At 70.9% G+C, this 25,415-nt stretch carries 22 protein-coding genes; 20 read left to right on the top strand and 2 right to left on the bottom strand.

Features of this window, described 5'->3' with window-relative positions:
- The first annotated feature begins 287 nt into the window (after positions 1-287).
- The 12 genes from ACSYGO_RS20175 to ACSYGO_RS20120 all read left to right on the top strand — a co-directional run bounded on the left by ACSYGO_RS20175 (position 288) and on the right by ACSYGO_RS20120 (position 14,252).
- Entirely contained in the window at positions 288-1,157 is an 870-nt protein-coding gene (locus ACSYGO_RS20175; protein ID WP_460387191.1) for a hypothetical protein, read from the top strand.
- Positions 1,157-3,367, top strand: coding sequence for a glycosyltransferase (locus ACSYGO_RS20170; protein WP_426675450.1), 2,211 nt, complete (start codon positions 1,157-1,159; stop codon positions 3,365-3,367). The genes ACSYGO_RS20175 and ACSYGO_RS20170 overlap by 1 nt, the downstream gene beginning before the upstream one ends.
- A complete protein-coding gene (locus ACSYGO_RS20165) occupies positions 3,364-4,671 on the top strand; it encodes an acyltransferase family protein (protein WP_426675451.1) in 1,308 nt (435 codons plus the stop codon). The genes ACSYGO_RS20170 and ACSYGO_RS20165 overlap by 4 nt, the downstream gene beginning before the upstream one ends.
- A 423-nt stretch (positions 4,672-5,094) precedes the next feature.
- Positions 5,095-5,418: a hypothetical protein gene (locus tag ACSYGO_RS20160; RefSeq protein ID WP_432172201.1), complete on the top strand. Its 324-nt coding sequence runs from the start codon at positions 5,095-5,097 to the stop codon at positions 5,416-5,418.
- The gene (locus ACSYGO_RS20155) at positions 5,415-6,758 is read left to right on the top strand and encodes a zinc ribbon domain-containing protein (RefSeq protein WP_460387190.1); all 1,344 of its coding nucleotides are present in this window, start codon (positions 5,415-5,417) and stop codon (positions 6,756-6,758) included. The genes ACSYGO_RS20160 and ACSYGO_RS20155 overlap by 4 nt, the downstream gene beginning before the upstream one ends.
- Positions 6,759-6,902: 144 nt before the next feature.
- Positions 6,903-7,469 carry a hypothetical protein gene (locus tag ACSYGO_RS20150; protein WP_432172199.1) on the top strand — a complete coding sequence of 189 codons (567 nt, stop codon included), beginning with the start codon at positions 6,903-6,905 and terminating at the stop codon, positions 7,467-7,469.
- A 20-nt stretch (positions 7,470-7,489) separates the two neighbouring features.
- Positions 7,490-8,164, top strand: a complete 675-nt coding sequence (locus tag ACSYGO_RS20145; protein ID WP_460387189.1) for a hypothetical protein — start codon at positions 7,490-7,492, stop codon at positions 8,162-8,164.
- Positions 8,165-8,375: 211 nt separating this feature from the next.
- On the top strand, positions 8,376-9,032 hold the full coding sequence (locus ACSYGO_RS20140) for a hypothetical protein (RefSeq protein WP_426675456.1): 657 nt from the start codon (positions 8,376-8,378) through the stop codon (positions 9,030-9,032).
- Between the two features lie 62 nt (positions 9,033-9,094).
- A complete protein-coding gene (locus tag ACSYGO_RS20135) occupies positions 9,095-10,057 on the top strand; it encodes a hypothetical protein (RefSeq protein WP_426675546.1) in 963 nt (320 codons plus the stop codon).
- Positions 10,058-10,217: 160 nt separating this feature from the next.
- Complete coding sequence (locus ACSYGO_RS20130) at positions 10,218-11,321, top strand: hypothetical protein (RefSeq protein WP_460387188.1); 1,104 nt, start codon at positions 10,218-10,220, stop codon at positions 11,319-11,321.
- A 225-nt stretch (positions 11,322-11,546) separates the two neighbouring features.
- A complete protein-coding gene (locus ACSYGO_RS20125) occupies positions 11,547-12,929 on the top strand; it encodes a nitrate/nitrite transporter (RefSeq protein WP_426675458.1) in 1,383 nt (460 codons plus the stop codon).
- 171 nt (positions 12,930-13,100) lie between these two features.
- Positions 13,101-14,252 carry a uroporphyrinogen-III synthase gene (locus ACSYGO_RS20120; protein WP_426675459.1) on the top strand — a complete coding sequence of 384 codons (1,152 nt, stop codon included), beginning with the start codon at positions 13,101-13,103 and terminating at the stop codon, positions 14,250-14,252.
- Here ACSYGO_RS20120 and ACSYGO_RS20115 read toward each other — a convergent pair.
- Positions 14,201-14,761 carry an anthrone oxygenase family protein gene (locus ACSYGO_RS20115; RefSeq protein WP_432172195.1) on the bottom strand — a complete coding sequence of 187 codons (561 nt, stop codon included), beginning with the start codon at positions 14,759-14,761 and terminating at the stop codon, positions 14,201-14,203. The genes ACSYGO_RS20120 and ACSYGO_RS20115 overlap by 52 nt on opposite strands.
- Before the next feature lie 236 nt (positions 14,762-14,997).
- Here ACSYGO_RS20115 and ACSYGO_RS20110 point away from each other — a divergent pair, with 236 nt between their 5' ends.
- From ACSYGO_RS20110 to ACSYGO_RS20085, 6 genes are all read left to right on the top strand, one after another.
- Complete coding sequence (locus ACSYGO_RS20110; RefSeq protein ID WP_426675461.1) at positions 14,998-15,585, top strand: CGNR zinc finger domain-containing protein; 588 nt, start codon at positions 14,998-15,000, stop codon at positions 15,583-15,585.
- A 416-nt stretch (positions 15,586-16,001) separates the two neighbouring features.
- Positions 16,002-16,529, top strand: a complete 528-nt coding sequence (locus tag ACSYGO_RS20105; protein WP_037766446.1) for a sigma-70 family RNA polymerase sigma factor — start codon at positions 16,002-16,004, stop codon at positions 16,527-16,529.
- A 38-nt stretch (positions 16,530-16,567) separates the two neighbouring features.
- Positions 16,568-17,350: an anti-sigma factor family protein gene (locus tag ACSYGO_RS20100; protein ID WP_432172194.1), complete on the top strand. Its 783-nt coding sequence runs from the start codon at positions 16,568-16,570 to the stop codon at positions 17,348-17,350.
- 83 nt (positions 17,351-17,433) lie between these two features.
- Positions 17,434-19,902: a HelD family protein gene (locus ACSYGO_RS20095; RefSeq protein ID WP_460387187.1), complete on the top strand. Its 2,469-nt coding sequence runs from the start codon at positions 17,434-17,436 to the stop codon at positions 19,900-19,902.
- Between the two features lie 402 nt (positions 19,903-20,304).
- Positions 20,305-21,729, top strand: a complete 1,425-nt coding sequence (locus tag ACSYGO_RS20090) for an NAD-dependent malic enzyme (protein ID WP_426675464.1) — start codon at positions 20,305-20,307, stop codon at positions 21,727-21,729.
- 368 nt (positions 21,730-22,097) lie between these two features.
- Entirely contained in the window at positions 22,098-22,379 is a 282-nt protein-coding gene (locus ACSYGO_RS20085) for an HU family DNA-binding protein (RefSeq protein WP_007382399.1), read from the top strand.
- 110 nt (positions 22,380-22,489) lie between these two features.
- Here ACSYGO_RS20085 and murA read toward each other — a convergent pair whose 3' ends face one another.
- Entirely contained in the window at positions 22,490-23,830 is a 1,341-nt protein-coding gene (gene murA / locus ACSYGO_RS20080) for a UDP-N-acetylglucosamine 1-carboxyvinyltransferase (protein WP_345640836.1), read from the bottom strand.
- 281 nt (positions 23,831-24,111) lie between these two features.
- On the opposite strand from murA, the gene ACSYGO_RS20075 reads away from it, so the two are divergent.
- Both ACSYGO_RS20075 and ACSYGO_RS20070 read left to right on the top strand, forming a co-directional pair.
- Entirely contained in the window at positions 24,112-24,684 is a 573-nt protein-coding gene (locus tag ACSYGO_RS20075; RefSeq protein ID WP_028804714.1) for a YqgE/AlgH family protein, read from the top strand.
- A 29-nt stretch (positions 24,685-24,713) separates the two neighbouring features.
- Positions 24,714-25,010 carry a DUF3039 domain-containing protein gene (locus tag ACSYGO_RS20070; protein WP_028804715.1) on the top strand — a complete coding sequence of 99 codons (297 nt, stop codon included), beginning with the start codon at positions 24,714-24,716 and terminating at the stop codon, positions 25,008-25,010.
- The last annotated feature ends 405 nt before the right edge of the window (positions 25,011-25,415 follow it).

The following is a 25,415-nucleotide window of genomic DNA, read 5'->3' as shown; positions in this document are numbered from 1 at the left end:
CGACGGCGAACGTGGAGTGCCCGGAGTCGTTGCGCACCCGAGAACTGTCCCGTGGGGGGATGTGCGTGCGCGTGGAAAACTGGCGGAAAGATGCCCAACCGGGTCGGCGTGATGTCGATCAGGGCGAGGGGCGCGGAACCGATCCGTCACCCGGGGCAGAAGCCGACGACGCCGTCGTCTGGCCCGACGCGGCCGGCAGAACGGCGTCCTGGCCGGAGGCGACCGGCACCACCTCGTCCTGGCCAGCGACCCGCGGTGTCAGCCCGTTCCCGTCCGCCGCGCACTCCATGAGCGACGAGCCGGAGACCCGACTGCTCCCCTCCGCCGCTCCCGGCGGGCCGGACCGACCGTTCGCGGCCCGGACCGACGACCGGACGTCCTGGGAACACCCCGACGACCCCGGCCACACCCACGACCCGCACGAGGTCACCGTCCAGCTCGACGGCGCCGGACGGCAGTTGGAGGAGTGGCTCGTCAAGCAGGCCAAGGACGCCCCCGGCGCCCAGGACGGCTCGGACGGTCCCGTCTTCGTCGACGCGTCGGGACGCCGCAGCCGTCGCTTCCGCCGCCTCGGCATCCTCGTGGGCCTCGCCTGCGCGGTCTACGCCGTCGTCATCGTCGCCACGCTCCTGTCCGGCAGCTCCGACGCGCCCTGGCTCCCCGTGCCGGGCCAGGACGACGACCCGCCGGCCGGCCAGGTCGACAGCTCGCCGCTGCCCACCGGCTCGGTGGACCCGTCCGGCACCGGCAGCGCCTCGCCCGGCGCGAGCGCCACGGCGAGCGACGGCACCACGCCGTCCGCGGGCGTGAGCCCGACGCCGGGCGCCTCGGGCAGCGCGGCCGCCCCCGGCACGTCCGCCGACCCGGACCCCACGACGTCCACGACCAAGAAGCCGGGCTCCGGCACCAGCACCACCAAGAAGCCGGACCCGGACCCCGATCCGACCGATCCGGTGGTCGAACCCACGACCGCCGGCCCGACGGACACCGGCGGCCCCACGGCCGATCCGACCGAGACCGCCGGCGGCGCCGGTGCCGGCACCGACGCCGTCGCCCACGGTGCTCCCGCGTCCGCCGAACAGACCTTCCCGGAGCTCGGGCAGTCGGCCGCCGACAGCTCCTCGTACGCCTTCACGTCCCCGGAGAACGTCCTCTGATGGCATCCCGCACCAGCCGTCACGGTCCCGCACGCACCCCGCGTCGCGCGGACCCCCAAGCCCGGCGCCGCCGCATTCCCCTGCGCCTGCTGCTGCCGCTGCTCCTGCTCGTCGCCCTGATGGCGATGCTGATGCTGCGCGGCTACGTCCACAGCGAGATCCTCGCCGACCACCGCGTCCGGCCCGAGGCCGCCACCGACAAGGTGCCGGAGAAGATCCTCGAGGGCGGCCCGGTCATCGACACCCGCAGCGGCCGCGAGACCAGCATGAGCGTGCCGGACCACCGGCTCGTCCTCACCTTCGACGACGGCCCCGACCCCGAGTGGACCCCCAAGGTCCTGGACGTCCTCAAGGCGCACCACGCGCACGCCGTCTTCTTCGTCACCGGCACGATGGCCTCGCGCTATCCCGAACTCGTGCACCGCATGGTGGAGGAGGGCCACGAGGTCGGCCTGCACACCTTCAACCACCCCGACCTCTCGTACCAGTCCAAGAAGCGCATCGACTGGGAGCTGTCCCAGAACCAGCTGGCGCTGGAGGGCGCGGCGGGCATCCGCACCTCCCTCTTCCGCCCGCCGTACTCCTCCTTCGCCGACGCCATGGACGACAAGTCCTGGCCGGTGACGCAGTACATCGGCACGCGCGGCTACATCACCGTCGTCAACAACACCGACAGTGAGGACTGGCAGAAGCCGGGTGTCGACGAGATCATCCGCCGGGCCACCCCCAAGGGCGGCAAGGGCGCGATCGTCCTGATGCACGACTCCGGCGGCGACCGCCACCAGACCGTGCAGGCGCTCGACCGGTTCCTGCCCCAGCTCCAGAAGCAGGGCTACGAGTTCAAGAACCTCACCGAGGCGCTCAACGCGCCCAGCGCGCACACCCCGGTCACCGGCCTCGACCTGTGGAAGGGCAAGGCGTGGATCTTCCTGGTCGGCGCCTCCGACGGGATCACCGACGCCCTCGTCGTCGGCATCGCGATCACCGGTGTGCTCGTCTTCACCCGCTTCGGCCTGATGCTCCTGCTGTCCGCCGCGCACGCGCGCCGGGTGCGGCGCCGCACCTTCCGCTGGGGTCCGATGCCGATCACCGAACCGGTCTCGGTCCTCGTCCCGGCGTACAACGAGGCCAAGTGCATCGAGAACACCGTGCACTCACTGATGGCGAGCGAGCACCCCATCGAGGTCATCGTCATCGACGACGGTTCGAGCGACGGCACCGCGCGGATCGTCGAGAACCTGCGCCTGCCGAACGTACGCGTCGTGCGCCAGCTCAACGCGGGCAAGCCCGCCGCCCTCAACAGGGGCCTCGCGAACGCCCGGTACGACATCATCGTGATGATGGACGGCGACACCGTCTTCGAACCGGCCACCGTCCGTGAACTCGTCCAGCCCTTCGCCGACCCCCAGGTCGGCGCGGTCGCCGGCAACGCGAAGGTCGGCAACCGCGACTCGCTGATCGGCGCGTGGCAGCACATCGAGTACGTGATGGGCTTCAACCTCGACCGCCGCATGTACGACATCCTGCGCTGCATGCCCACGATCCCGGGCGCGGTCGGAGCCTTCCGCCGCTCCGCCCTGGAACGGGTCGGCGGGATGAGCGACGACACGCTCGCCGAGGACACCGACATCACCATGGCGATGCACCGCGACGGGTGGCGCGTGGTGTACGCGGAGAAGGCACGCGCCTGGACGGAGGCGCCCGAGTCCGTCCAGCAGCTGTGGTCCCAGCGCTACCGCTGGTCGTACGGCACCATGCAGGCGATCTGGAAGCACCGCAAGGCCCTGATCGAACGCGGTCCGTCGGGCCGCTTCGGCCGGGTCGGCCTGCCGCTCGTCTCGCTCTTCATGGTGCTGGCCCCGCTGCTCGCCCCCCTGATCGACGTCTTCCTCCTCTACGGCGTGGTCTTCGGCCCGACCCAGAAGACGATCGTCGCCTGGCTGGGCGTCCTCGCCGTCCAGGCGGCCTGCGCCGCCTACGCCTTCCGGCTGGACAGAGAACGTATGACACACCTGATCTCCCTCCCTCTCCAGCAGATCCTCTACCGGCAGTTGATGTACGTGGTGCTGCTCCAGTCCTGGATCACCGCCCTCACCGGAGGCCGCCTGCGCTGGCAGAAGCTGCGGCGCACCGGAGTGGTGGAGGCGCCGGGGGCGATCCCGCGGCAGCGGGCGGCACACAGCGGTGACGATCGGAGGCCGGTGGGATGACGACGCACGAGTACACGACGGGAGCCACCCCGACCCCGCCGCTGGGCGCACCGCGGGTCTCCGTCCCGCACCAGCCGTCGCACCAGCGGCCCGGCCCCCCGGCGCAGCCGGAGCCGCCGGCGCCGTCCGCGCCGCGCCGCCCGGGCCGCGACCGCTACCTGGACCTGCTGCGCTCCATCGCCCTGGTCCGCGTGGTCGTGTACCACCTCTTCGGCTGGGCGTGGCTGACGGTCCTGTTCCCCTCCATGGGCGTGATGTTCGCGCTGGCCGGCTCGCTGATGGCGCGTTCGCTGAACCGTCCGGCGTTCAGCGTGATCCGCGGCCGTGTCCGCCGACTGCTGCCGCCCCTGTGGGCGTTCAGCGCGGTGGCGCTCGTCCTGATGTTCGCCGGCGGCTGGAGCGTGACCAAGGACCCCGACCACGGCGGCACCTGGGGCCTGGTCGAGATGATCAACTACGTCTTCCCGTTCGGCGCGCCGCCGTTCCCCTGGCACATCGGGGACAAGGCGGGCCTTCTGGAGGACACGTGGGCGGTCCAGGCGGTCGGCCCGCTCTGGTACCTGCGGGCGTACCTGTGGTTCGTGGTGGCGTCGCCGCTGCTCCTGTGGGCGTTCCGCCGGGTGCCGTGGGCGACGCTGTTCTTCCCGCTCGCGCTCACCGCCGTCGTCGGCACCGGCATCGTGACGATCCCCGGCGAGACGGGCAACGCGATCACGGACTTCGCCGTGTACGGCGGCTGCTGGGTCCTCGGCTTCGCCCACCACGAGGGCGTCCTGCAACGGGTGCCCCGCTACGTCGCCGTGTCCTGCTCGGCCCTCGTCATGGCGTTCGGCCTGTGGTGGGCCTCGGGCCACCTCGGCCCGGACGGCTGGGACCTGAACGACATCCCGCTGGCCCAGGCCACCTGGTCGTTCGGCTTCGTCGTCATCCTGCTCCAGTACTCGCCGTCCTGGCAGGAACTCCCCGGCCGCCTGGCCAAGTGGGACAAGCTCGTCACCCTGTCCAACAACCGAGCCGTCACGATCTACCTGTGGCACAACATGCTGATCATGGCCACGGTCCCGATCATCGACCAGGTGTACAACCTGCCCTTCATGGAGAGCGAGCGCGCCACGGCGGCCCTCGACTCGACGTACATGCTGTGGATGTTCGTGCTGGTCTGGCCGCTGATCGGTCTGACGATCCTCGCCTTCGGCTGGATCGAGGACATCGCGGCGAAGCGGAGTCCTCGGCTGTGGCCGAACGGGGTGAAGAAGGGCCGCTCCCGGAGCCGGGCCGGCCACGCGGCCTCGCACCGGGGGTAGGGCTCGACGGGTTGGCCTGAGGCCGAGGTGACCTGGGGTTGGGGTGACCTCGGCCGAGGGGCCCGGGGTCGAGTTGGCCCGGGGCTGAGGTGACCTGGGGTTGGGGTGACCTCGGCCGAGGGGCCCGGGCTCGAAGGGATCCGGGTTCGAACGGATCCGGGTTCGAAGGGATCCCGGGCCGAGTTGTCCTGGTGTCGAAGGGGCCCCGGGCCGAGTTGGCCTGGGGCTGGGGTGACCTGATGCCGAGGGGCGGGACGACATGTCCCGCCCCTCGCTTCGTGTCACCCGATCGAACGTTTCCCACCTGGAATTACTCGCGCTCTGCGGTGAATTGCCCGACTTGTCGTTCGCGCCGACGTGACCTGCTCTGGTGTCGTTCCGCGTGTCCCGAAAGCGGACCTTTCCCGCAGAGAGGAAGCACGCGTGGCGGAGCGGTTGGCTGTCGACGGCGACGAGCTGGCGCACTTCATGAAGATGCTCAGGAAGTCGGGCGACTCGCTCCAGGGGCTGCGCAGAGCCCTGGAGGACGCCACGGTCACGGGCCTGGGTACCGACGACCTCGACTCCGCCTGCGAGGACTTCCAGGACGACTGGAAGTACGGCGCCGACCGGATCGGCGAACAGACCGAGGACCTCGCCGAGATCATCGGCAAGAGCAAGGACAGCTACCGCGAGGTGGACAGGGCGCTGGAGGAGGCCCTGCGGAAGTCCCGGACGGGCGGGGCCGGCGCCGGGGGCGGGCGATGACGCACCGGCCCGCCGCGGGAACGGGAGCGGCCCTCGACCCGCGCTCCCGGGCCGACCTCGGCCGGCCGCAGGGCCTCAAGTCCGCCCCGCGCATCCCTCACCCGGACCATCCGCACCTCGGCTTCAACCCCGTGCCGGGCAGCACCGGCACCGTACGCGGCCTGCGCAAGAAGCTCGGCGGCTGCGCGAAGGCGCTCGAAGAGACCCACGAACTGGTCAGCAGGCTCATGGAGGGCAGCTACTGGCAGGGCGACGCCGCCGTCGCCTTCCGCGAGCAGCTCGACGGAGGCCCGCTGCCGCTGAACCTGAAGAACGCCGCGCACTCCATCCGCAAGGCGGCCCGGCAGCTCGACCGCTGGGAGGGCGAACTCGACGACTTCCAGCGCCGGGCGAGGCGGCTGGAGGAGGACGCCGGGGAGGCGCAGGCAGCCGTGGACCGGGCCAAGGGCCACGCCGACACGGCCGGCAGCAGCCCCGACCGGCAAGGGAAGGGTGCCCGGAGGGACGAGGCGCAGAAGGCCCGCACCAAGGCGAACGCCGCCGTCGAGCACGCCGAGGCCGAACTCGAAAAGATCCGCGCCCGCGCCCGGAAGCTCGCCGCCGAACACGAACACCAGGCCCAGCACCGCGCCTCCAAGATCCGCGCCGCCACGAAGAAACTCGCCCCTCACGAGCCGGGTGCCTTCGATCAGGCGCTGGAATGGGTGGGGGAGAACCTGCCGGACATTCTGAGCACCGTGGGCGCCGTGATCGGGCTGGCGGCCCTGTTCGTGGTGTCGGGTGGGACGGCTGCGGCGGTTTTGTTGATTGCGGCCTCGATCTTGAGCGGCGCGTCGCTGGCGATGAGGGCGATCGGTGATCCAGCGATGCGCGCCTCGCTGTGGGACGGCTTCACCAAGGGGGAGCTCGACACGGACTTCTGGAGCAATCTGGTCACCGTCGGTGGAGATGCCCTGGGCCTGGTGCCTGGGGTCGGCGCGGCGGGCAAAGGAGTTGAGACCGCTCTGCGGGCCACAGGCGAGGCGGGGGAGGTTCTCACGCTCGGTCAGCGTCTGGCCCGTGTCGGGAGCAGCACGATGGAGCAGGCGAAGTCCATTTCGGGCCTGGACAACGCACTGCTCGGCGTCACGGTGCGAGGTGCCCGGGCGGCACAGATCACCAAGGCGATCGAGGTCACCTCTGCCTCCACCGGTGTCACCACGGCAGGTTTCGGCCTGGTCATGACCGCTGTGGACACCGATGACGACGGGATCAAGGACGGCTCCGTGGCAGGTGTCGACGGATCCCGGCTCGGCCTCGACGCCGGCGGGATCGTCAGTGTCGCCCGTCATGTCTTCTGAGCCCCGGAACGGAGAGGAGTGCGCATGCATCCGACCGAATACCCCACGGCCTGGCATCATTCATCAACGAGACGGGCGTGGATACAGCACATGGTCTTGATCGTTGTGCGTTCGGTCGCATGGGTCGCCACTTGGCTGGGGAGCTTGTTCCTCGTTGTGGCCACACCACGCTGGATCGGTTGGGCCTTCCTCCTCCTGCTTGTGTACGCCACCTTCCGCGCCGTCCTCCAACTCGCCTATCTCGGCCCGTCGATCCAGATCCAGCGGGTCCTCTGGCAGTACCCGTGGCAGTTCCTCACGGATGTTCCCCGTGGCCGGAACAAGCACCCCGGGCTCCAGGACGACGCGATGTGGTTCGAACTGCCCAACCCGGAGGATCCCGAGGAGCGGATTCCGCTGCCGTTCCTGTCGACGATGCGCACCTTCTGGTGGATGCGGCGCTTCGGAACGACTCGTACGAAGCCGGAGCTGAAGGCTCAGATCGAGCCGCTCTGGTTCGCCGGGGACCCTCGTTTCGTAGCGGTCGTCGCGGCCACCGGCCGAGGTGGCAAGGGCCCCAAGAGGCTGCACCTGCTCTATCAGCGCGCGGCCGCGGGCCGCCGGGGCGCAGATCCGGTGCACTGGGACGCCTGCCCCGCCGCACTGGAACGGGCCCGCCGCGCCGGAGCGCACGTGCCCGAATCCGTACCGCCGTTTCCGCGTCCGAACTGATCTGCGATGGACAGGACTTGATGACCACGGCTTCCTTTGTCACCGTTGCCGATTCGGCCAGGGACCCCGCCGCCGACGTCTGGTTCGCGGAGCCGGCGGGTTTCGTGGCCGTACCCATGGGCGCCCTGCTCTCCGCGCCCGACGTCCGCGACGGGAACGTACGCAGGGCCCTCGCGCCCTTTCTCGACGCGGCGCCCGACGAGATGGCTCGCCAGATGTTCCTCGCCCACTTGGCACAGGGGCGGCAATTGCTGGGCGCTCTCGGCGAGGTCGGCACCGTGCACTGCGCGATCGGCCTGCATCGTGACGATGTCGTAGGGGACGGCCCGCCGTTGCTGTCCCTCTTCACGGTCTCGTGGAAGCAGACGGCCGTCGCGTCGAGGGGTGCCACGGCGGCCCGTGCCGTTGCCGCCGCCGAGGGGCATACGCGCATCGAGTACGTCGAACTGCCCTGTGGACCGGCGGCACTGAGCGAGACCACACGCACTCCGACCGCTTCCAGTGGTCTTCCCCGGATTCCGCTGCTACAGATCCATGCCTATGTGCCGCACGCGGACTGCAGACGTCTGGTCGTCCTGACGATGAGCACGACGGCCACCGCCCGTCGGGAGCAGTACCGGGTGATCCTCCGGCAGATGGCGGAGCTGGTCAGTTTCGACGATCCGTTGGAACGGGGGCCGGGCGCGACGGAGTGACGGCGGAGCCCTTTGCGGTGGCCAACTCGCCGTCGAGACCGGGTCGTTTGCGTCACTCAGGGGGTGGTTTCGGAGCGGTATTGGGCATGGTGCGGGCGGCTTTGAGTGGCTTGTTCCATCCGTGTATGCAATTCGCTCTGGTGTCGCCTCACGCGTCACCGATAGCGTGTCGCTGCTCTCCAGACCCCATACGCCCCATCAGGAGCCCGCCGTGAATCGCCGTCCTCGCCTGCTCACCACAGCCGCCGTCGGTGCGGCTGCGGCTCTCCTCCTCACCGCCTGCGGCGGGAGCGACGGCAGCTCGAAGGACAACGACAAGATCGCCGGCGCCGACACGGGGAGCGAGACGTCGGCGTCGCCGAGCGCGAGCGCCACGGCTGCCGCGGGGCGTCCGAAGATCACGTTCCCGGCAGGGGTGAAGAATGTCTTCGAGGACCAGAAGACGGGCGACGACACGAAGGATGCAGTACTTGCGGACAGTGCTTTGAGCGTCAACTCCATGGATGACGCGATCTTCCAGGGCAACGTAGATACGAAGGCTCTCGGTTTCTACAACACTGGCAAAGCCTTGAACTCCGCGATTACGTACGTCCAGGGGTACCTCGACAAGGACTACACGTGGGTTGGCGAGACTCGGTACTTCAACCGCAATGTGACCCTGTCCGGAGATGGCTCGGCGAACGTGAGCTACTGCTCCGACGAGAGCAAGTCCTTCCTGAAGAATCGGAAGACCAAGAAGGTCAAGAACACGCCAACGTCTGCGGATAGCTACGTCCTCTACAACGCCAAGCTGGCCAAGAACAGCCAAGGCGTGTGGCAGACGACTGACATTGTCTCGAAGCGGGGGGCCAAGACATGCCAGCCATGAGCCGATCACTCAAGGCTGCCGCCGCGGTAACGCTCATGACCGCGATCGCGTTGTCCCCGAGCATGGCCTACGCAGGTGGGCGTGGCGATGGCGGCAACGTGGGCGAAACTGAACAGCACGGTAGCTCCGACGGAAACGGCAATCTGTCGGCGACCGCCGGTGCCGTCGTGTTCGATCGTTCGAAGAACGGCTCCGGCGATTCCGCTGGACCCGTGGTCTCCACGACGACGTGGACTCCGCCCGCTTGCTACTACGCCCCCAAGTACTCCCCGGACCAGCTCCAGAAGTACCTGGAGCCCATCTGGAGTGCCGAGTCGACCGGCTCCCAGTGGGACTTGGAGCAGCGCAAACGCTACGTGGACGGCGAGCCGTACAAGGACTTCAACAAGGACAAGGCCGACAAGGGCTACTGGTGGGACTCGTACGTCACCCAGGGGCGTGAGGGCGACCCCGGCGCGCTCGACTGCAACAAGCCCATCTTCTGGGTGGACAAGGGCGATCCCCCACCCGCGAACATCCCCGAGGCCATCACGCCCGAGATGCTGGCGCAGCTCGCGTACGCCGAGATCCGGGTCCCGTCGACGAAGGTGGATCTGGCCCCGGCGGGTACGACGAAGGTGAATCTGCCGACCTGGGCCTGGCTGGACACGGCGAAGTTCAAGCCGGTGTCCGTCACGGCGCAGGTACCGCTGCTCGGCGTTTCGGCGACCACCACCGCGGAGCCCGTCTCCCTGAAGATCGAACCCGGCACCGGAGACGCCACCACCTACCCGGCCTCCGGTGTCTGCGAGATCAAGGGCGGCCGGATCGGGGAGGCGTACGCGAAGGGGAAGTCGGACGAGACGCCGCCGTGCGGGGTGCAGTACCTGCGCTCGTCGGGCGACGGCTCGTACAAGCTCAGGGCGACCATCACCTGGAAGATCCACTGGACGGGCACCGGCAACACCGGCGACGACCTCCCGGACGGCACGTTCGGCGCGGAACAGGACGTCGTCGTCCAGGAGATCCAGGCCGTCAACCGCTGAGCGAACCGCATCCCCAGGCGCGCCTCGTCGGATTCAAAGACGCAAGTCAAGGGCCGGTCAACGTCGTCGGTCCGCTGTTCCGTCGCGGCGCGCCGCTGTGGAAGACTGCCCGAGTTGCGGAAGTGAACAGTGTGACCCGGCGGTGGGGGAGTGAACGCGGGTGAGTAAGCGGCAGGTTCGCAAGATGCTCCAGCTCATGGCCGGCGGAGAGCCCGTGCAGCTCACCAGCGGCATGGCCTCCGTGAAGAAGCTCGCCCGGCTCGCCTTCGTCGCCCAGCAGTTCGGCTACGAGTACGCGGACGTGCGGCAGGGGAGCGGGCGGAACAACGCGCTCACGATGCTCATCGTGCCCGACCACAGCCCGCAGGCCCAGGCGCGCGCCGCGCAGAACTGGGCGCAGTTCCCGAAGGCCGCCGACGGGGAGTCGTTGCCGCCCGTCGTCCCCGACGCGCTTGAGCTGCTCAAGGCCCGGATCAACTTCGATCTCACCGGTCGGCACGCCGAGAAGCGGATGCTGTACGGGGCGGTCGGCGCCACCGTCGGGTGTGTGGTCCTGGGCGTGCGCGCGGGCGGGGACTCCGTCGCCTTCACCGTGGCGGGAGCGCTGTGGGCGCTGCTCATGGTCGTCCTCGGCATCGGCCTGGTCGTCACGCGCAAACGCAACGCGAAGTTCGCGGCCCGGCTCCAGAGCGCCGGGTTCACGCCGGTGACGGAGGAGGGCGGCCGGGTCCGGTACCTGCCGCCGGCGCCGTACGCCGCGCAGGCCGCGGCAGGCGCATGGGCAGGGGCGGGAGCAGGTCCCTACGCCCAGGCTCCGGGCGCTTCGTACACGCCCCAGCCGGGAACCCCGTACGCCGCCCAGCCGGGGACGCCGTACGCGCCTCAGCCCGGGACCCCGTACGCCGCCCAGCCGGGGACGCCGTACGCGCCCCAGGCCGGGACCCCACACGTGCCTCAGCCCGGGACCCCGTACGCCGCCCAGCCCGGGACCCCGTACGCGCAGCCCCAGACCCCCGGCCCCTACGGCAGCCCGCACCCGGCCCCCGCCCCGCCCTACCAGGCCCCCGGCACCCAGCCGGCCACCTCGTACGCGCAGCCCCAGCCCCAGGCTCAGCCGCCCCACTCTCAAGCCCCCGGCGCTCAGCCGCCGTCCCCGTACGCCCAGCCTCAGGCCCCTGGCCCCCAGCCCCCGAACCCGTACGCCCAGCCCCAGACACCCCAGACACCCCAGCCGTCCCAGGCCCCCCAGCCCCCGCAGGCCTGAGCCGAGCGAGGCCTCACCCTCGGCCCCCGAGCAGGGCCTCGCCCTCGGCCCCCGGGCGGGGCCCCACCGTCGGCCCGGGCGGGGCCTCACCGTCGCTCCCCGCCCCGAGTGAGAGCAAAGTTCCCTTCCGGTCACTCATGGCCACAGGCCGGAAACGCGTCCTCCCTACCTTCGGTTGTCATCCCCAGGACGACACGCGCACCGCACCGGAACCGTGGAGGCGACATGACAGCCCCTAATACAGCCCCCGCACCGAGCAGGGGAGGCCGTTGGATCGAGGAGTGGGATCCCGAGGACGAGGCCTTCTGGCAGGAGAAGGGCGAGAAGATCGCCCGGCGGAACCTCCTCTTCTCGGTGCTCTCCGAACACATCGGCTTCTCGATCTGGACCATGTGGTCGGTGCTCGTCCTGTTCATGGGGCCGGAGTACGGGCTCACCCCCGCGGACAAGTTCCTGCTCACGTCCGTGGTGACGCTGGTCGGAGCGGCCGTGCGCGTGCCGTACACCTTCGCGGTGGCGATCTTCGGCGGCCGGAACTGGACGATCGTCTCGGCGAGCCTGCTCCTCGTGCCGACCGTCGCCGCGTTCATGGTGATGAAGCCGGGGACGTCCTTCGACACCTTCCTGCTCGTCGGCCTGCTCGCCGGCATCGGCGGCGGCAACTTCGCCTCCAGCATGACCAACATCAACGCCTTCTTCCCGCTGCGGAAGAAGGGCTGGGCGCTCGGCCTCAACGCCGGCGGCGGCAACATCGGTGTGCCCGTCATCCAGCTGGTGGCGCTCGCCATCATCGGGGCGAGCGGCGGGCCGCGTGTGCTCCTCGGGATCTACATCCCGCTCATCCTGGTGGCCGCGGTGCTCTCCGCCGTCTTCATGGACAACATCGCCTCGGTCAAGAACGACACCGGTGCGGCCAAGGACGCCGCACGCGACGGGCACACCTGGATCATGTCCTTCCTGTACATCGGGACGTTCGGGTCGTTCATCGGCTACAGCTTCGCCTTCGGCCAGGTGCTGACCAACCAGTTCGGGCGCACGCCCCTCCAGGCGGCGTACCTCACCTTCATCGGCCCGCTGCTCGGCTCGCTGATCCGGCCCGTCGGCGGCTGGCTCGCCGACCGCTACGGCGGTGCCCGGATCACCCTGTGGAACTTCGTGGGCATGGCCGCGGCGACCGCCGTCCTCGTCGTCGCCAGCATGCAGAAGTCGCTCCCGCTGTTCGTCGCGGTGTTCGTAGTGCTCTTCGTGCTCAGCGGGCTCGGCAACGGATCGACGTACAAGATGATCCCCGGCATCTTCCAGGCGAAGGCCCTCGCCCTGGGACTGAGCGCGGAGGAGGCGGCCGCGCACGGGCGGCGGCTGTCCGGCGCCTCCATGGGACTCATCGGAGCGGTGGGCGCGCTCGGCGGCGTCGGCATCAACCTCGCCTTCCGGCAGTCCTTCCTCTCCTACGGCTCCGGCACCGGCGCCTTCGTCACCTTCCTCGCCTTCTACGCGGTGTGCTTCGTGGTCACCTGGGCCGTATACCTTCGCCGCCCGGCGGCCGCCGGGGCACCGGCCACGGCCACCACGGAGGCGAAGCCGCAGCTCAGCTACGCCGAGGTCTGACGTAACACGCCCGACATCAAGCTGATCCGAGCCTGTCACGGCACGTTGACAGGCTCGGATCAGTCACACGCGGACGGCAGCGGGCCGCCGCGGACGAGAACGGGCCGCCGGGACGACGGCACCGGGCAGCACACCCCCGCACGACGACTCGACGAGCGCGAGACGAGAGCCATGTACGACGAACAGCAGCGACCGGACAACGGTCCCCTCGCCGGATTCACCGTGGGCGTGACCGCCGCGCGCCGGGCCGACGAGCTCAGCGCGCTGCTCCAGCGCCGCGGTGCCTCGGTGGTGCACGCGCCCGCCCTGCGGATCGTGCCGCTCGCCGACGACAGCGAACTGCTCGCCGCCACCAAGGAACTGCTCGACCAGGCGCCCGACGTCGTCGTGGCCACCACGGCCATCGGCTTCCGGGGCTGGGTCGAGGCCGCCGACGGATGGGGGCTCGGCGAGGACCTGCTGGGCGGACTGCGCGGCGTGGAACTGCTCGCCCGCGGCCCCAAGGTGAAGGGCGCGATCCGGGCCCAGGGCCTGACGGAGGACTGGTCCCCGTCGTCCGAGTCCATGGCCGAGGTGCTGGACCGGCTGCTGGAGGAGGGGGTCGAGGGACGGCGCATCGCCATCCAGCTGCACGGCGAGCCGCTGCCCGGGTTCGTGGAGTCGCTGCGCGCCGCGGGCGCGGAGGTCGTCGGCGTCCCGGTCTACCGGTGGCTGCCGCCGGAGGACCTCGGACCGGTCGACCGGCTGCTGGACGCGGCCGTCACCCGCGGTCTGGACGCGCTCACGTTCACCAGCGCGCCGGCCGCCGCCTCCCTACTGACGAGGGCGGAGGACCGGGGGCTGCTGCCCGAACTCCTCGACGCCCTGGGCCACGACGTGCTGCCCGCCTGCGTCGGGCCCGTCACCGCGCTGCCGCTGCAGGCCCGTGGCATCGACACCGTCCAGCCCGAGCGCTTCCGGCTCGGCCCCCTCGTCCAGCTGCTGTGCCAGGAACTCCCGGCGCGCGCACGGGCGTTGCCCATCGCCGGGCACCGGGTGGAGATCCGCGGGCACGCGGTGATGGTGGACGGCACGCTGCGGCCTGTGCCGCCCGCCGGGATGTCGCTGCTGCGGGCGCTGTCGCGGCGGCCCGGCTGGGTGGTGGCCCGGGCCGAGCTGCTGCGCGCGCTGCCGGGCGCCGGCCGGGACGAGCACGCCGTCGAGACGGCGATGGCCCGGCTGCGTAGCGCGCTCGGTGCTCCCAAGCTCATCCAGACGGTGGTCAAGCGCGGTTACCGGCTCGCGCTCGACCCGGCCGCGGACTCCAAGTACGCGGACGTGTGAGGCCTGCGGCACAGGAAGAGGGCGCGGGCGAGGAAGGCGAGCGCGAGCGTCGACAGCACCGCCCGTACGGCGTTCCACGCGACCCAGGTGTCCTCGAACTTCTCCCGTACGGCGGCGGGATCGCCGATCTTCGCCGGGTCGCCGGCGTTCGCCAGGTCGTCGTTGAGCGGGATGTTCACGGCGACGGTGACGAGGAAGGCCAGTCCGTAGGCGAGGAGGGCGGCGAGCACCCAGCGGCGCGCGCCGCCCTCCGTGCCGCGCAACCGCCACGCGGAGATCGCCGCGAGCACCGGCGCGCCCAGGAAGCTCACGAAGAACACCGGGTTCTGGATCACGTCGTTGATGTTCTGCATGACCTCGATGAAGACGCGGTCGTCGCTGCGTGCCAGCGACGGCATGATGTCGCAGGCGAAGATGTAGAAGACCCCGGCGATCAGGCCCATCGCGACCGTGGCCGCACCTAGTACACCCCCGGCGGAGCTGTGCCGCCCCGTGCTGTTGTCCGTCATGTCCCTCAGTCAACCGGCGCCGCGGAACAGGTGACATGGCCCAGGCGCGCGGCCGCATAAGCGGGCGTCCAGCACGTGCCGGTGCCCGGTCCGGCGCGGGCCGGGGGAGCCGGCGCCGTGTGGACGCGGTAAGGGAGCGGTACTGAGTCTTCCGGCCGGGCGTGCGGGCATGCACTGTAGGGGGTACGACCCTCACCGACCCCTCACGGCGGTAACCCCAAGGCGGTGACAGGCACATGGCATCGGGCATGGCCACGGCCTCGTACGAGCTGCGGTTCGACTCCGGGCGGATCTGCCTGGACCTGACGGCGACCACCCATCCCGAGGAACGGCTCGACTCGGCCGCCCGGCTGCGCGCCTGGATCGCCGCCTCCGAGCTGGTCCCCGCGGGAACCCCGCTGGGCTCGGCCGACACGGCGTGGCTCCTCGCCTTCAGGGAACTGCGCGGACACGTGGCCCGGTTGGTGCGCGGAGAACTGGACGGCCGGCCGGCCGACGCGGCGCTCGCCCGCGTCAACGCGGCCGCCCTCGCCACTCCGCCCGCCCCCTGGGCCGTACGCGCGGACGACGGTTCGCTGCACCGCAGGCTGCACGCCCCGCCCGGCTGCGCCGAACTGCTCTCCGTCGTCGCCCGGGACGCCCTCGACCTGCTCACCGATCCGACGGCGCGGGCGAGTCTGCGGCAGTGCGAGGGCGACAACTGCCCGATCGTCTACCTCGACACCTCGCGCGGCCGGCGCCGGCGCTGGTGTTCCAGCGAGGTGTGCGGAAACCGTGAGCGGGTGGCCCGGCACCGGCGCCGGGCGGCACTCGCCCGCGCCTGAGCCTCGCCCGCGCCTCGCCCGGGCCCGAGCAGAGGTCCGCGCCGGGTTTCGTCGCGCGGGGTGCCCGTCACCTCGCCGTACGCGACGACGGCTCCCGGCATGCGGCAGGTCCGGACGTCCGGGACGGTGTGATCCTGCCCACTCCGGCCCCCGGGCGGCCCTTCCGGCCGCGGACCGGAGTGCGGCCGCCAGGTGACCCGTACGTGACCCCCCGACCGCAACCAGTTTTCAGAAAGCCCTTCAACTCCCTTTTCAAACCCCGATCAAGAAATATGTGCGGCCTCTTTGAACACACGCACGCCAGTGCACGTACCCGGGGATGAGCGACCGACTGGGGGAACCCCCGGACACCGGAGGTAGGCGTGCGCAAGGATTCCGCCGTGGCTGATGAACGAAGGCCAAGGGCCCGACATCGCATGTCCCAGTCCTCGTCGACCGAACCCGACGAGGAGCTGATGCGTGCGCTGTACCGGGAACACGCGGGGCCCCTGCTGGCGTATGTCCTGCGGCTGGTCGCCGGAGACCGCCAGCGCGCCGAGGACGTCGTACAGGAAACGCTCATCCGTGCCTGGAAGAACGCCGGTCAGCTCAATCGGGCAACCGGTTCGGTACGCCCCTGGCTGGTGACGGTCGCCCGGCGCATCGTCATCGACGGCCACCGGAGCCGGCAGGCCCGGCCTCAGGAGGTCGACCCGTCGCCGCTGGAGGTCATCCCCGCGGAGGACGAGATCGACAAGGCGTTGTGGCTGATGACACTGTCGGACGCGTTGGACGACCTGACCCCTGCTCACAGGGAAGTTCTGGTCGAAACTTACTTCAAAGGGCGTACGGTCAATGAGGCGGCCGAAACCCTCGGCATCCCCAGTGGCACCGTGCGCTCCCGGGTCTTCTACGCCCTGCGCTCGATGAAGCTGGCGCTGGAGGAGCGGGGGGTGACGGCATGAACACATACGGGGGATACGGAACGGGTGGTCCAGGAGCCATGCAGGGTCCACGGGGACAGCAAGGCCCCGGCGACATTCACGAGACCGTCGGCGCCTACGCCCTCGGCATCCTCGACGACGCCGAGGCGACCGCCTTCGAGGCGCATCTCGCCACCTGCGAGTGGTGCGCCCAGCAGCTCGACGAGCTGGCCGGGATGGAGCCGATGCTCGCCGCGCTCGCGGACCTGCCCGCCTCCCAGGGCAGCCCGGCCATCGCCGAGTCCCTCTCCGCGCGCCCGAGCCCACGGCTCGCCGAGCGGCTGGTCGACGAGGTGTCCGAGCGCCGCGCCAAGAAGCGCCGGCGCGGCATGTACCTGGTGGCGGCGGCCGCGGCGCTGATCATCGGCGGCCCGCTGACCGTCATGGCGGTCGACGGCGGCAGCGACACCGGGACGAACATGCCGCAGGCGCACGCCACCAGCCCCGCCAAGGCGGCCTTCGAGGTCATGACCGACAAGAAGGAGGCCACGGACCCGAAGACCCAGGTCAACGCCGTGGTCGCGGTCGAGAAGAAGGCCTGGGGCACGCACGCCGTCCTCCAGCTCAAGAACGTCACGGGCCCGCTCAAGTGCTCCCTGATCGCCGTCGGCAAGAACGGCGAGCGCGAGACGGTCACCTCCTGGGCGGTCCCGAAGTGGGGCTACGGCATCACGAACGCGAAGACCGAGGAGGCGAAGAACCCGCTCTACGTGCACGGCGGCGCGGCCTTCTCGCCCAACCAGATCGATCACTTCGAGGTCATGACGTTCGACGGGAAGCGCCTCGTGGAGGTGGCCGCCTGAGCGAACCCCGGGCGCGGACGTAGCCTGCCGGGGTCCCCTTCGCGTACGGTTGACGGCTGCCCAGCACGTCAGAAGGGGGCCCGGTGGCCGCTCAGGCTCAGCAGGAAACCGCGCTCGGCTCGGTCCACGAACCCGTAGGGGACTCCGCGCAGGAGGACTCCCTACGGGACGATTCCGTACGGGACCGGGAGATCAGCGTCGAACAGGAACATCTGGACCGGGTGTACCGGCGCCTCGAGGAGAAGATCGACGAGGCGGAGTTCCTGATGAACGACGCCGCCCAGCGCGGGCAGGTCGGTACGCCGGGCGCGCTCGCCGAGCGGGACGCCCAGGTGTTCCGGGCGGGTGTCCACCTCAACCGCCTGAACAACGAGTTCGAGGACTTCCTCTTCGGCCGGATCGACCTGCTGCTCGGCAAGGACGGCAAGAAGGGCCCGGACGGCGCGTACACGGCGGTCGAGCCCGCCGAGGGCGCGGTCCGCGAGGACGCGAGCGGGCAGTACGCCGACATCGCGGAGACGCTGCACATCGGCCGGATCGGCGTCCTCGACGCGGAGTACGCGCCGCTGGTCATCGACTGGCGGGCGCCCGCCGCGGCCCCCTTCTACCGCTCCACCCCGGTCGACCCGGGCCGTGTCGTGCGCCGCCGGGTCATCCGCTCCAAGGGCCGCAAGGTGCTCGGTGTCGAGGACGACCTGATGCGCCCGGAGCTGAAAGCCTCTCTCGACGGCCGTGAGCTCCCGGTGATCGGCGACGGCGCGCTGATGGCCGCGCTCGGCCAGGCCCGCAGCCACACCATGCGGGACATCGTGGCGTCGATCCAGGCCGAGCAGGACCTGGTGATCAGGGCGCCCGCCGCCTCGGTGACGTACGTGGAGGGCGGTCCGGGCACCGGGAAGACGGCGGTGGCCCTGCACCGGGCCGCGTACCTCCTCTACCAGGACCGGCGCCGCTACGCGGGCGGCATCCTGATCGTCTCCCCGACCCCTTTGCTGGTCGCCTACACCGAGGGCGTCCTGCCCTCCCTCGGCGAGGAGGGCCAGGTCGCCATCCGCGCCATCGGCTCGCTGGTCGACGGCGCGGAGGCCACCCTGTACGACTCCCCGGCGGTGGCCCGGGCCAAGGGCTCGTACCGGATGCTGAAGGTGCTGCGGAAGGCGGCGCGCGGCGCGCTGGAGCCGGCGCCCGCGCAGGGCGGGCGGTCCGGCCCGGCCGGCCGTTTCGCGCGAGGCGGCGCCGAGGACGCGGGCGGCACCGAGCAGCTCGCCTTCGGCGAGGAGCCGGGGACGCGGGACGACGCGGCGACGGCACCCACCCGGCTGCGGGTCGTCGCCTTCGGCCGCCGGCTGGAGCTGGAGGCCGCGGAACTGGACCGCATCCGGCGCAACGCGCTGGGCGGGACCGCGCCCGTCAACCTGCTGCGCCCGCGCGCCCGCAAGCTGCTGCTCGACGCGCTGTGGGCGCAGTCGGGGGCCGGGTCCCGGCACACGGACCCGGAGCTGGCCGCCGAGCTGAGGTCGTCGTTCGACGAGGACATCCTGTCCGAGGACGCCTTCGTCTCCTTCCTGGACGCCTGGTGGCCGGAGCTGACGCCGCGGGGCGTGCTGGCCGCCATGGCCGACGAGCGGCGGCTCGGGCGCTGGGCGCGGCGCATCCTCAACCCCGGCGAGGTCCGGCGGGTGGCCCGCTCGCTGAAGCGGGACGGGCTGTCCGTGCACGACGTGGCGATGCTGGACGAGCTGAACGCGATCCTCGGCACCCCGGCCAGGCCCAGGAAGCGGCGCGAGCTCGATCCGCTCGACCAGCTCACCGGTCTGGAGGAGCTGATGCCGGTGCGCGAGGAGTCGCAGCGCGAGCGCGCCGAGCGGCTCGCCCAGGAGCGGACCGAGTACGCGCACGTCATCGTCGACGAGGCGCAGGACCTCACGCCGATGCAGTGGCGGATGGTGGGCAGGCGGGGCCGGCACGCCACCTGGACCGTGGTCGGCGACCCGGCCCAGTCCTCCTGGTCCGACCCCGACGAGGCCGCCGAGGCACGCGACGAGGCGCTCGGGACCCGCCCCAGACGCCGTTTCACCCTCACCGTGAACTACCGCAACCCCGCCGAGATCGCCGAGCTCGCGGCCAAGGTCCTCGCCCTGGCCATGCCCGGCTCGGAATCCCCCTCGGCGGTCCGCTCCACCGGTGTGGAGCCGCGCTTCGCGGTCGTGGAGGAATCGCTCGCCCGGACGGTGCGTGCCGAGGCCGCACGGCTCCTCGACCGCGTCGACGGCACCGTGGGCGTGGTCGTCGCGATGAACCGGCGCGAGGAGGCGGCCCGCTGGCTCGCCGGTCTCGGCGACCGCGTGGTGGCTCTCGGCAGCCTGGAGGCGAAGGGACTGGAGTACGACGCGACGGTCGTCGTCTCGCCCGCGGAGATCGCCGACGAGTCGCCGGCCGGCCTGCGTGTGCTGTATGTCGCGCTGACCCGTGCGACCCAGCAGCTGACGCTCGTGTCGGGCGAGCGGGACGAGCCGGACGCGGACGGGGTGCCGGACCTGCTGCGTGACTGAGCCCACGGGACCCCGTATGAACTTCCGGCGCGGGAATGGCCTTACGGGATCTGTTTGTTAGCCTTGGTGTGGCACCGGCCCGATCCAAGCCCCCGGGCCCAACCTTCGTCGCTACGAGCGACCACTTGCCGCGAGGCGAGCATGGCGGGTCGGTGTCACTGAACGGAGCACCACCGAAGAGGCCCACGTCATCCAGTGACGTGGGTCTCTTTGCTGCGCCCGCAACTTCTCGTATGGTGGAAACTAGTTTCCGAAAGCGTGCGGCAGGTCGCGAACAAAACGTTCGCAATCCGGGGCGGCTACCGCGTACTCGGCGGTAGGTGCGACGATCGGACGGCATGACGCGACCCGGCAAGGCCGCGCAGTACACGCAGTACACGGTGAAAGCAGAGGAAGTCGGCCATGGCAACGGCGCCCAGCGTCTCCTACTCGATGACGGTCCGGCTGGAGGTGCCCGCGAGCGGAACCGCGGTCTCCCAGCTCACCACGGCCGTGGAGTCCTCCGGAGGCTCGGTGACCGGCCTCGACGTCACCGCGTCCGGGCACGAGAAGCTCCGGATCGACGTCACCATCGCGGCGACGTCCACCGGCCACGCCGACGAGATCGTCGAGAAGCTCCGCGGCATCGAGGGCGTCACCCTCGGCAAGGTCTCCGACCGTACGTTCCTCATGCACCTCGGCGGCAAGATCGAGATGCAGTCCAAGCACCCCATCCGCAACCGTGACGACCTCTCCATGGTCTACACGCCGGGTGTGGCCCGCGTCTGCATGGCGATCGCCGAGAACCCCGAGGACGCCCGCCGCCTCACCATCAAGCGCAATTCCGTTGCGGTCGTGACGGACGGCTCCGCCGTGCTCGGTCTCGGCAACATCGGCCCCAAGGCCGCGCTGCCCGTCATGGAGGGCAAGGCGGCCCTCTTCAAGCGGTTCGCCGGCATCGACGCCTGGCCGCTGTGCCTCGACACCCAGGACACCGACGCGATCGTCGAGATCGTGAAGGCGATCGCCCCCGGCTTCGCGGGCATCAACCTGGAGGACATCTCCGCGCCGCGCTGCTTCGAGATCGAGGCCCGGCTGCGTGAGGCCCTCGACATCCCGGTCTTCCACGACGACCAGCACGGCACCGCCATCGTCGTCCTCGCCGCCCTGACCAACGCACTTCGCGTGGCGGGCAAGGCGATCGGCGACATCCGCGTCGTCATGTCCGGCGCCGGCGCGGCCGGTACGGCCATCCTCAAACTGCTGCTCGCCGCCGGTGTGAAGAACGCCGTCGTCGCCGACATCCACGGCGTCGTGCACGCGGACCGCGCGGACCTGGTCGACGCCGCCACGGACTCGCCGCTGCGCTGGATCGCCGACAACACCAACCCCGAAGGCCTCACCGGCACGTTGAAGGAAGCCGTCCGCGGCGCCGACGTCTTCATCGGCGTCTCCGCCCCGAACGTGCTCGACGGCGACGACGTGGCCGCCATGGCCGACGACGCCATCGTGTTCGCGCTCGCGAACCCCGACCCCGAGGTCGACCCGGCAATCGCCCGCCAGACGGCGGCAGTTGTCGCCACGGGACGCTCCGACTTCCCCAACCAGATCAACAACGTCCTGGTGTTCCCGGGCGTCTTCCGCGGACTCCTCGACGCCCAGTCGCGTACCGTCAACACGGAGATGATGCTGGCCGCCGCGACCGCCCTCGCGGACGTGGTGACCGAGGACGAGCTCAACCCGAACTACATCATCCCCAGCGTCTTCAACGACAAGGTCGCGGGAGCGGTCGCCGGAGCGGTGCGCAACGCCGCGAAGGCGGCGGGCACGGCGCCCGCCGCCGACTAGGCGTCCGGCACCCCGCGACCGGGTCCGCGCCCGGTGTTCCGGGGGCTGTGACGATGGCCACGGCCCCCCTCGCACCGGCGCGTCGCGGGACGCCGGGCTTGTGGGCGCCCCCTAAGGTGGCGGCCAGGTTCAGGCCTCGCAGGCCTTTTCGTGTGACTCCCAAGGGTGTTCGTGTGACTCCCAGGGGTGCCGGATTGGCTTTCCCGCCGCAGGTGGGGGCAGGATGCGTCTTCGGGCGCGAGGGTCTGGCCACGGACCCGGGTGCGGGGACCGAACGAGGACCCTGGCAGCATCGGCTTAGACGTGCCCGACATGCGGCTCCGCCGCGTGGCACGCCTCAATGGCAAGAAGAACACGGGAGTAAGAACATGAACCGCAGTGAGCTGGTGGCCGCGCTGGCCGACCGCGCCGAGGTGACTCGCAAGGACGCCGACGCCGTTCTGGCCGCGTTCGCCGAGACCGTCGGCGAGATCGTCGCCAAGGGCGACGAGAAGGTCACCATCCCCGGCTTCCTGACCTTCGAGCGCACCCACCGTGCCGCTCGCACCGCGCGCAACCCGCAGACCGGCGACCCGATCCAGATCCCGGCCGGCTACAGCGTGAAGGTCTCCGCGGGCAGCAAGCTCAAGGAAGCCGCCAAGGGCAAGTAAGCCCGCTTGTACGTCCTGTACGCCACGGGACGCGTACGAGGCGCAGCAACGCCAATGGGGCGGCCCCCCTTTCACCGGGGGCCGCCCCATTGGCGTACGTACGACGGTGACTAGCCGAGCGCCTTGCCCGGCAGCTCCACCTTCGCGCCGAGCTCGACGAGCTTCTCCATGAAGTTCTCGTAGCCGCGGTTGATCAGGTCGATGCCGTGCACCCGGGAGGTGCCCTGCGCCGCCAGCGCCGCGATGAGGTACGAGAAGCCGCCGCGCAGGTCGGGGATGACCAGGTCGGCGCCCTGGAGCCGGGTCGGGCCCGAAACGACGGCCGAGTGCAGGAAGTTGCGCTGGCCGAAGCGGCAGTCCGAGCCGCCGAGGCACTCGCGGTAGAGCTGGATGTGCGCGCCCATCTGGTTGAGCGCGGACGTGAATCCGAGACGGGACTCGTAGACCGTCTCGTGGATGATGGACAGGCCGGTCGCCTGCGTCAGGGCGACGACCAGCGGCTGCTGCCAGTCGGTCTGGAAGCCCGGGTGGACGTCCGTCTCCAGCGCGATCGACTTGAGCTGGCTGCCCGGGTGCCAGAAGCGGATGCCCTCGTCGTCGATCTCGAACGCGCCACCCACCTTGCGGTAGGTGTTCAGGAAGGTCATCATCGAGCGCTGCTGGGCGCCGCGGACGTAGATGTTGCCCTCGGTCGCCAGTGCCGCGGAGGCCCACGAGGCGGCCTCCAGGCGGTCCGGGAGCGCCGCGTGGGTGTAGCCGCCGAGGCTGTCGACACCGGTGATGCGGATGGTCCGGTCGGTGTCCATCGCGATGATCGCGCCCATCTTCTGCAGTACGCAGATGAGGTCCTCGATCTCCGGCTCCACGGCCGCGTTGGACAGCTCGGTGACGCCCTCCGCGAGCACCGCGGTCAGCAGCACCTGCTCGGTCGCGCCGACGGACGGGTACGGCAGCTTGATCTTGGTGCCGCGCAGCCGCTGCGGAGCCTCCAGGTACTGGCCGTCCGCGCGCTTCTCGATCCGCGCGCCGAACTGCCGCAGCACCTCGAAGTGGAAGTCGATCGGACGGCCGCCGATGTCGCAGCCGCCGAGGCCCGGGATGAAGGCGTGGCCGAGCCGGTGCAGCAGCGGGCCGCAGAACAGGATCGGGATGCGCGAGGAACCGGCGTGGGCATCGATGTCGGCGACGTTGGCGCTCTCGACGTGAGACGGGTCGAGCACCAGCTCGCCCGGCTCCTCTCCCGGACGGACCGTCACACCGTGCAGCTGGAGCAGTCCGCGTACGACTCGCACGTCGCGGATGTCGGGAACATTGCGCAGCCGGCTCGGCGCGCTGCCCAGGAGGGCGGCGACCATGGCCTTGGGTACGAGGTTCTTCGCACCGCGGACACGGATCTCGCCCTCGAGCGGGGTTCCGCCGTGGACAAGCAGGACATCGTCATTGACGGTCATGTATCTCGCGTTCCGATGAGTTGGGCAGGTGTGAGCGGTCGGCAGGCCCGTCGTGCAGGAGCCGAGAGGCTAGGGTAATCGCCGCCCACCCCCCCTCAGAAAGCCCAAGGACCACTCAGGTCCGTCATAGCTTTGCCACAACACGAACCGTTCCGAATCGGGCACACGGGGTCACCGGAACCGGTGTGCGCGGGGGGCGCTCCTCTGCGCCCTGAGCTGCATTCACTCCCTTACGGGCATTGGCTCCCCATGTGGCGGGAAGATGCGGGATCATGTCTGGCATGACCGAGGTGTCCTCGCTCACAGGGCGGCTGCTCGTGGCCACGCCCGCCCTGGCGGACCCGAACTTCGACCGCGCGGTGGTGCTGCTCCTCGACCACGACGAGGAGGGCTCGCTCGGTGTCGTCCTCAACCGGCCCACCCCCGTGGACGTCGGCGACATCCTGGAGGCGTGGGCCGACCTGGCCGGCGAGCCCGGTGTCGTCTTCCAGGGCGGACCGGTGTCGCTGGACTCGGCCCTCGGTGTGGCGGTGATCCCGGGCGGCGGGGCCGGCGAGCGTGCCCCCCTTGGCTGGCGGCGCGTGCACGGCGCGATCGGTCTGGTGGACCTGGAGGCCCCGCCCGAGCTGCTCGCCTCGGCCCTCGGCTCGCTGCGCATCTTCGCGGGATACGCGGGCTGGGGTCCCGGCCAGCTGGAGGACGAACTCGTCGAGGGCGCCTGGTACGTGGTCGAGTCGGAGCCGGGCGACGTCTCCTCCCCGTCGCCGGAGCGCCTGTGGCGCGAGGTCCTGCGGCGCCAGCGCAACGAGCTCGCGATGGTCGCGACGTACCCGGACGACCCTTCGCTCAACTGATGCCCGTGCGCTTCAGTACCCTTGCACTCATGAGCACTCTTGAGCCTGAGACCCAGCCCCAGCGAGGCACGGGGACGGGGACCCTCGTGGAGCCGACGCCGCAGGTGTCGCACGGCGACGGGGACCACGAGCGCTTCGCCCACTACGTCCAGAAGGACAAGATCATGGCGAGCGCCCTCGACGGCACGCCCGTCGTGGCCCTCTGCGGCAAGGTGTGGGTCCCGGGCCGTGACCCGAAGAAGTACCCCGTGTGTCCCATGTGCAAGGAGATCTACGAGTCCATGGGCGCCGGTGGCGACAAGGGCAAGGACGGCGACAAGAAGTAGCGCCGCCGCGCCCCCGGGCGCGGCAGGTCGCGCGCTGAGCAAGGCCGCGGCACCCCGGGACGGGGCGCCGCGGCTTTGTCGTGCCCGGGATCGGGGCGCCGCGGCGCGCTGACGCCCGCGCCGGCGCCGGGAGGCTCGCGGCCCGGGGGGCCGGGGGTCCGGTGCGCGACGGCCGGAGAAGGGGAGCCCCTGCGCGCGACGAGGTGGAGCGCCTCTGCGAGCGGCGGCTTGAGGTGGAGCGCCCCTGCGGGCGGCGGCCGCGGGGGAGGATCCCGGCGCGTGGCGGCGAGGGGGAGCGCGGTACGCGACAGCCCGCACCCGCGGTACGCGACAGCCCGCGCCCGACGGGGAGAGGGCCCGGCACGCGAGAGCCCGGCGCCCGAACGGGCGGCGCCCGGCGTGCGA

Source organism: Streptomyces krungchingensis, assembly GCF_054729265.1.
This window is presented reverse-complemented; position numbering and strand designations above follow the sequence as displayed.

Coding starts and splice junctions, on each gene's coding strand:
- ACSYGO_RS20145 (WP_460387189.1), top strand. CDS start 7,490: ATGACCACGGCTTCCTTTGTCACCGTTGCCGATTCGGCCAGGGACCCC.
- ACSYGO_RS20070 (WP_028804715.1), top strand. CDS start 24,714: ATGAGCACTCTTGAGCCTGAGACCCAGCCCCAGCGAGGCACGGGGACG.
- ACSYGO_RS20120 (WP_426675459.1), top strand. CDS start 13,101: ATGTACGACGAACAGCAGCGACCGGACAACGGTCCCCTCGCCGGATTC.
- ACSYGO_RS20165 (WP_426675451.1), top strand. CDS start 3,364: ATGACGACGCACGAGTACACGACGGGAGCCACCCCGACCCCGCCGCTG.
- ACSYGO_RS20135 (WP_426675546.1), top strand. CDS start 9,095: ATGGCCTACGCAGGTGGGCGTGGCGATGGCGGCAACGTGGGCGAAACT.
- ACSYGO_RS20155 (WP_460387190.1), top strand. CDS start 5,415: ATGACGCACCGGCCCGCCGCGGGAACGGGAGCGGCCCTCGACCCGCGC.
- ACSYGO_RS20105 (WP_037766446.1), top strand. CDS start 16,002: ATGTCCCAGTCCTCGTCGACCGAACCCGACGAGGAGCTGATGCGTGCG.
- ACSYGO_RS20085 (WP_007382399.1), top strand. CDS start 22,098: ATGAACCGCAGTGAGCTGGTGGCCGCGCTGGCCGACCGCGCCGAGGTG.
- ACSYGO_RS20170 (WP_426675450.1), top strand. CDS start 1,157: ATGGCATCCCGCACCAGCCGTCACGGTCCCGCACGCACCCCGCGTCGC.
- murA (WP_345640836.1), bottom strand. CDS start 23,830: ATGACCGTCAATGACGATGTCCTGCTTGTCCACGGCGGAACCCCGCTC.
- ACSYGO_RS20125 (WP_426675458.1), top strand. CDS start 11,547: ATGACAGCCCCTAATACAGCCCCCGCACCGAGCAGGGGAGGCCGTTGG.
- ACSYGO_RS20100 (WP_432172194.1), top strand. CDS start 16,568: ATGCAGGGTCCACGGGGACAGCAAGGCCCCGGCGACATTCACGAGACC.
- ACSYGO_RS20075 (WP_028804714.1), top strand. CDS start 24,112: ATGACCGAGGTGTCCTCGCTCACAGGGCGGCTGCTCGTGGCCACGCCC.
- ACSYGO_RS20115 (WP_432172195.1), bottom strand. CDS start 14,761: ATGACGGACAACAGCACGGGGCGGCACAGCTCCGCCGGGGGTGTACTA.
- ACSYGO_RS20090 (WP_426675464.1), top strand. CDS start 20,305: ATGGCAACGGCGCCCAGCGTCTCCTACTCGATGACGGTCCGGCTGGAG.
- ACSYGO_RS20110 (WP_426675461.1), top strand. CDS start 14,998: ATGGCATCGGGCATGGCCACGGCCTCGTACGAGCTGCGGTTCGACTCC.
- ACSYGO_RS20175 (WP_460387191.1), top strand. CDS start 288: ATGAGCGACGAGCCGGAGACCCGACTGCTCCCCTCCGCCGCTCCCGGC.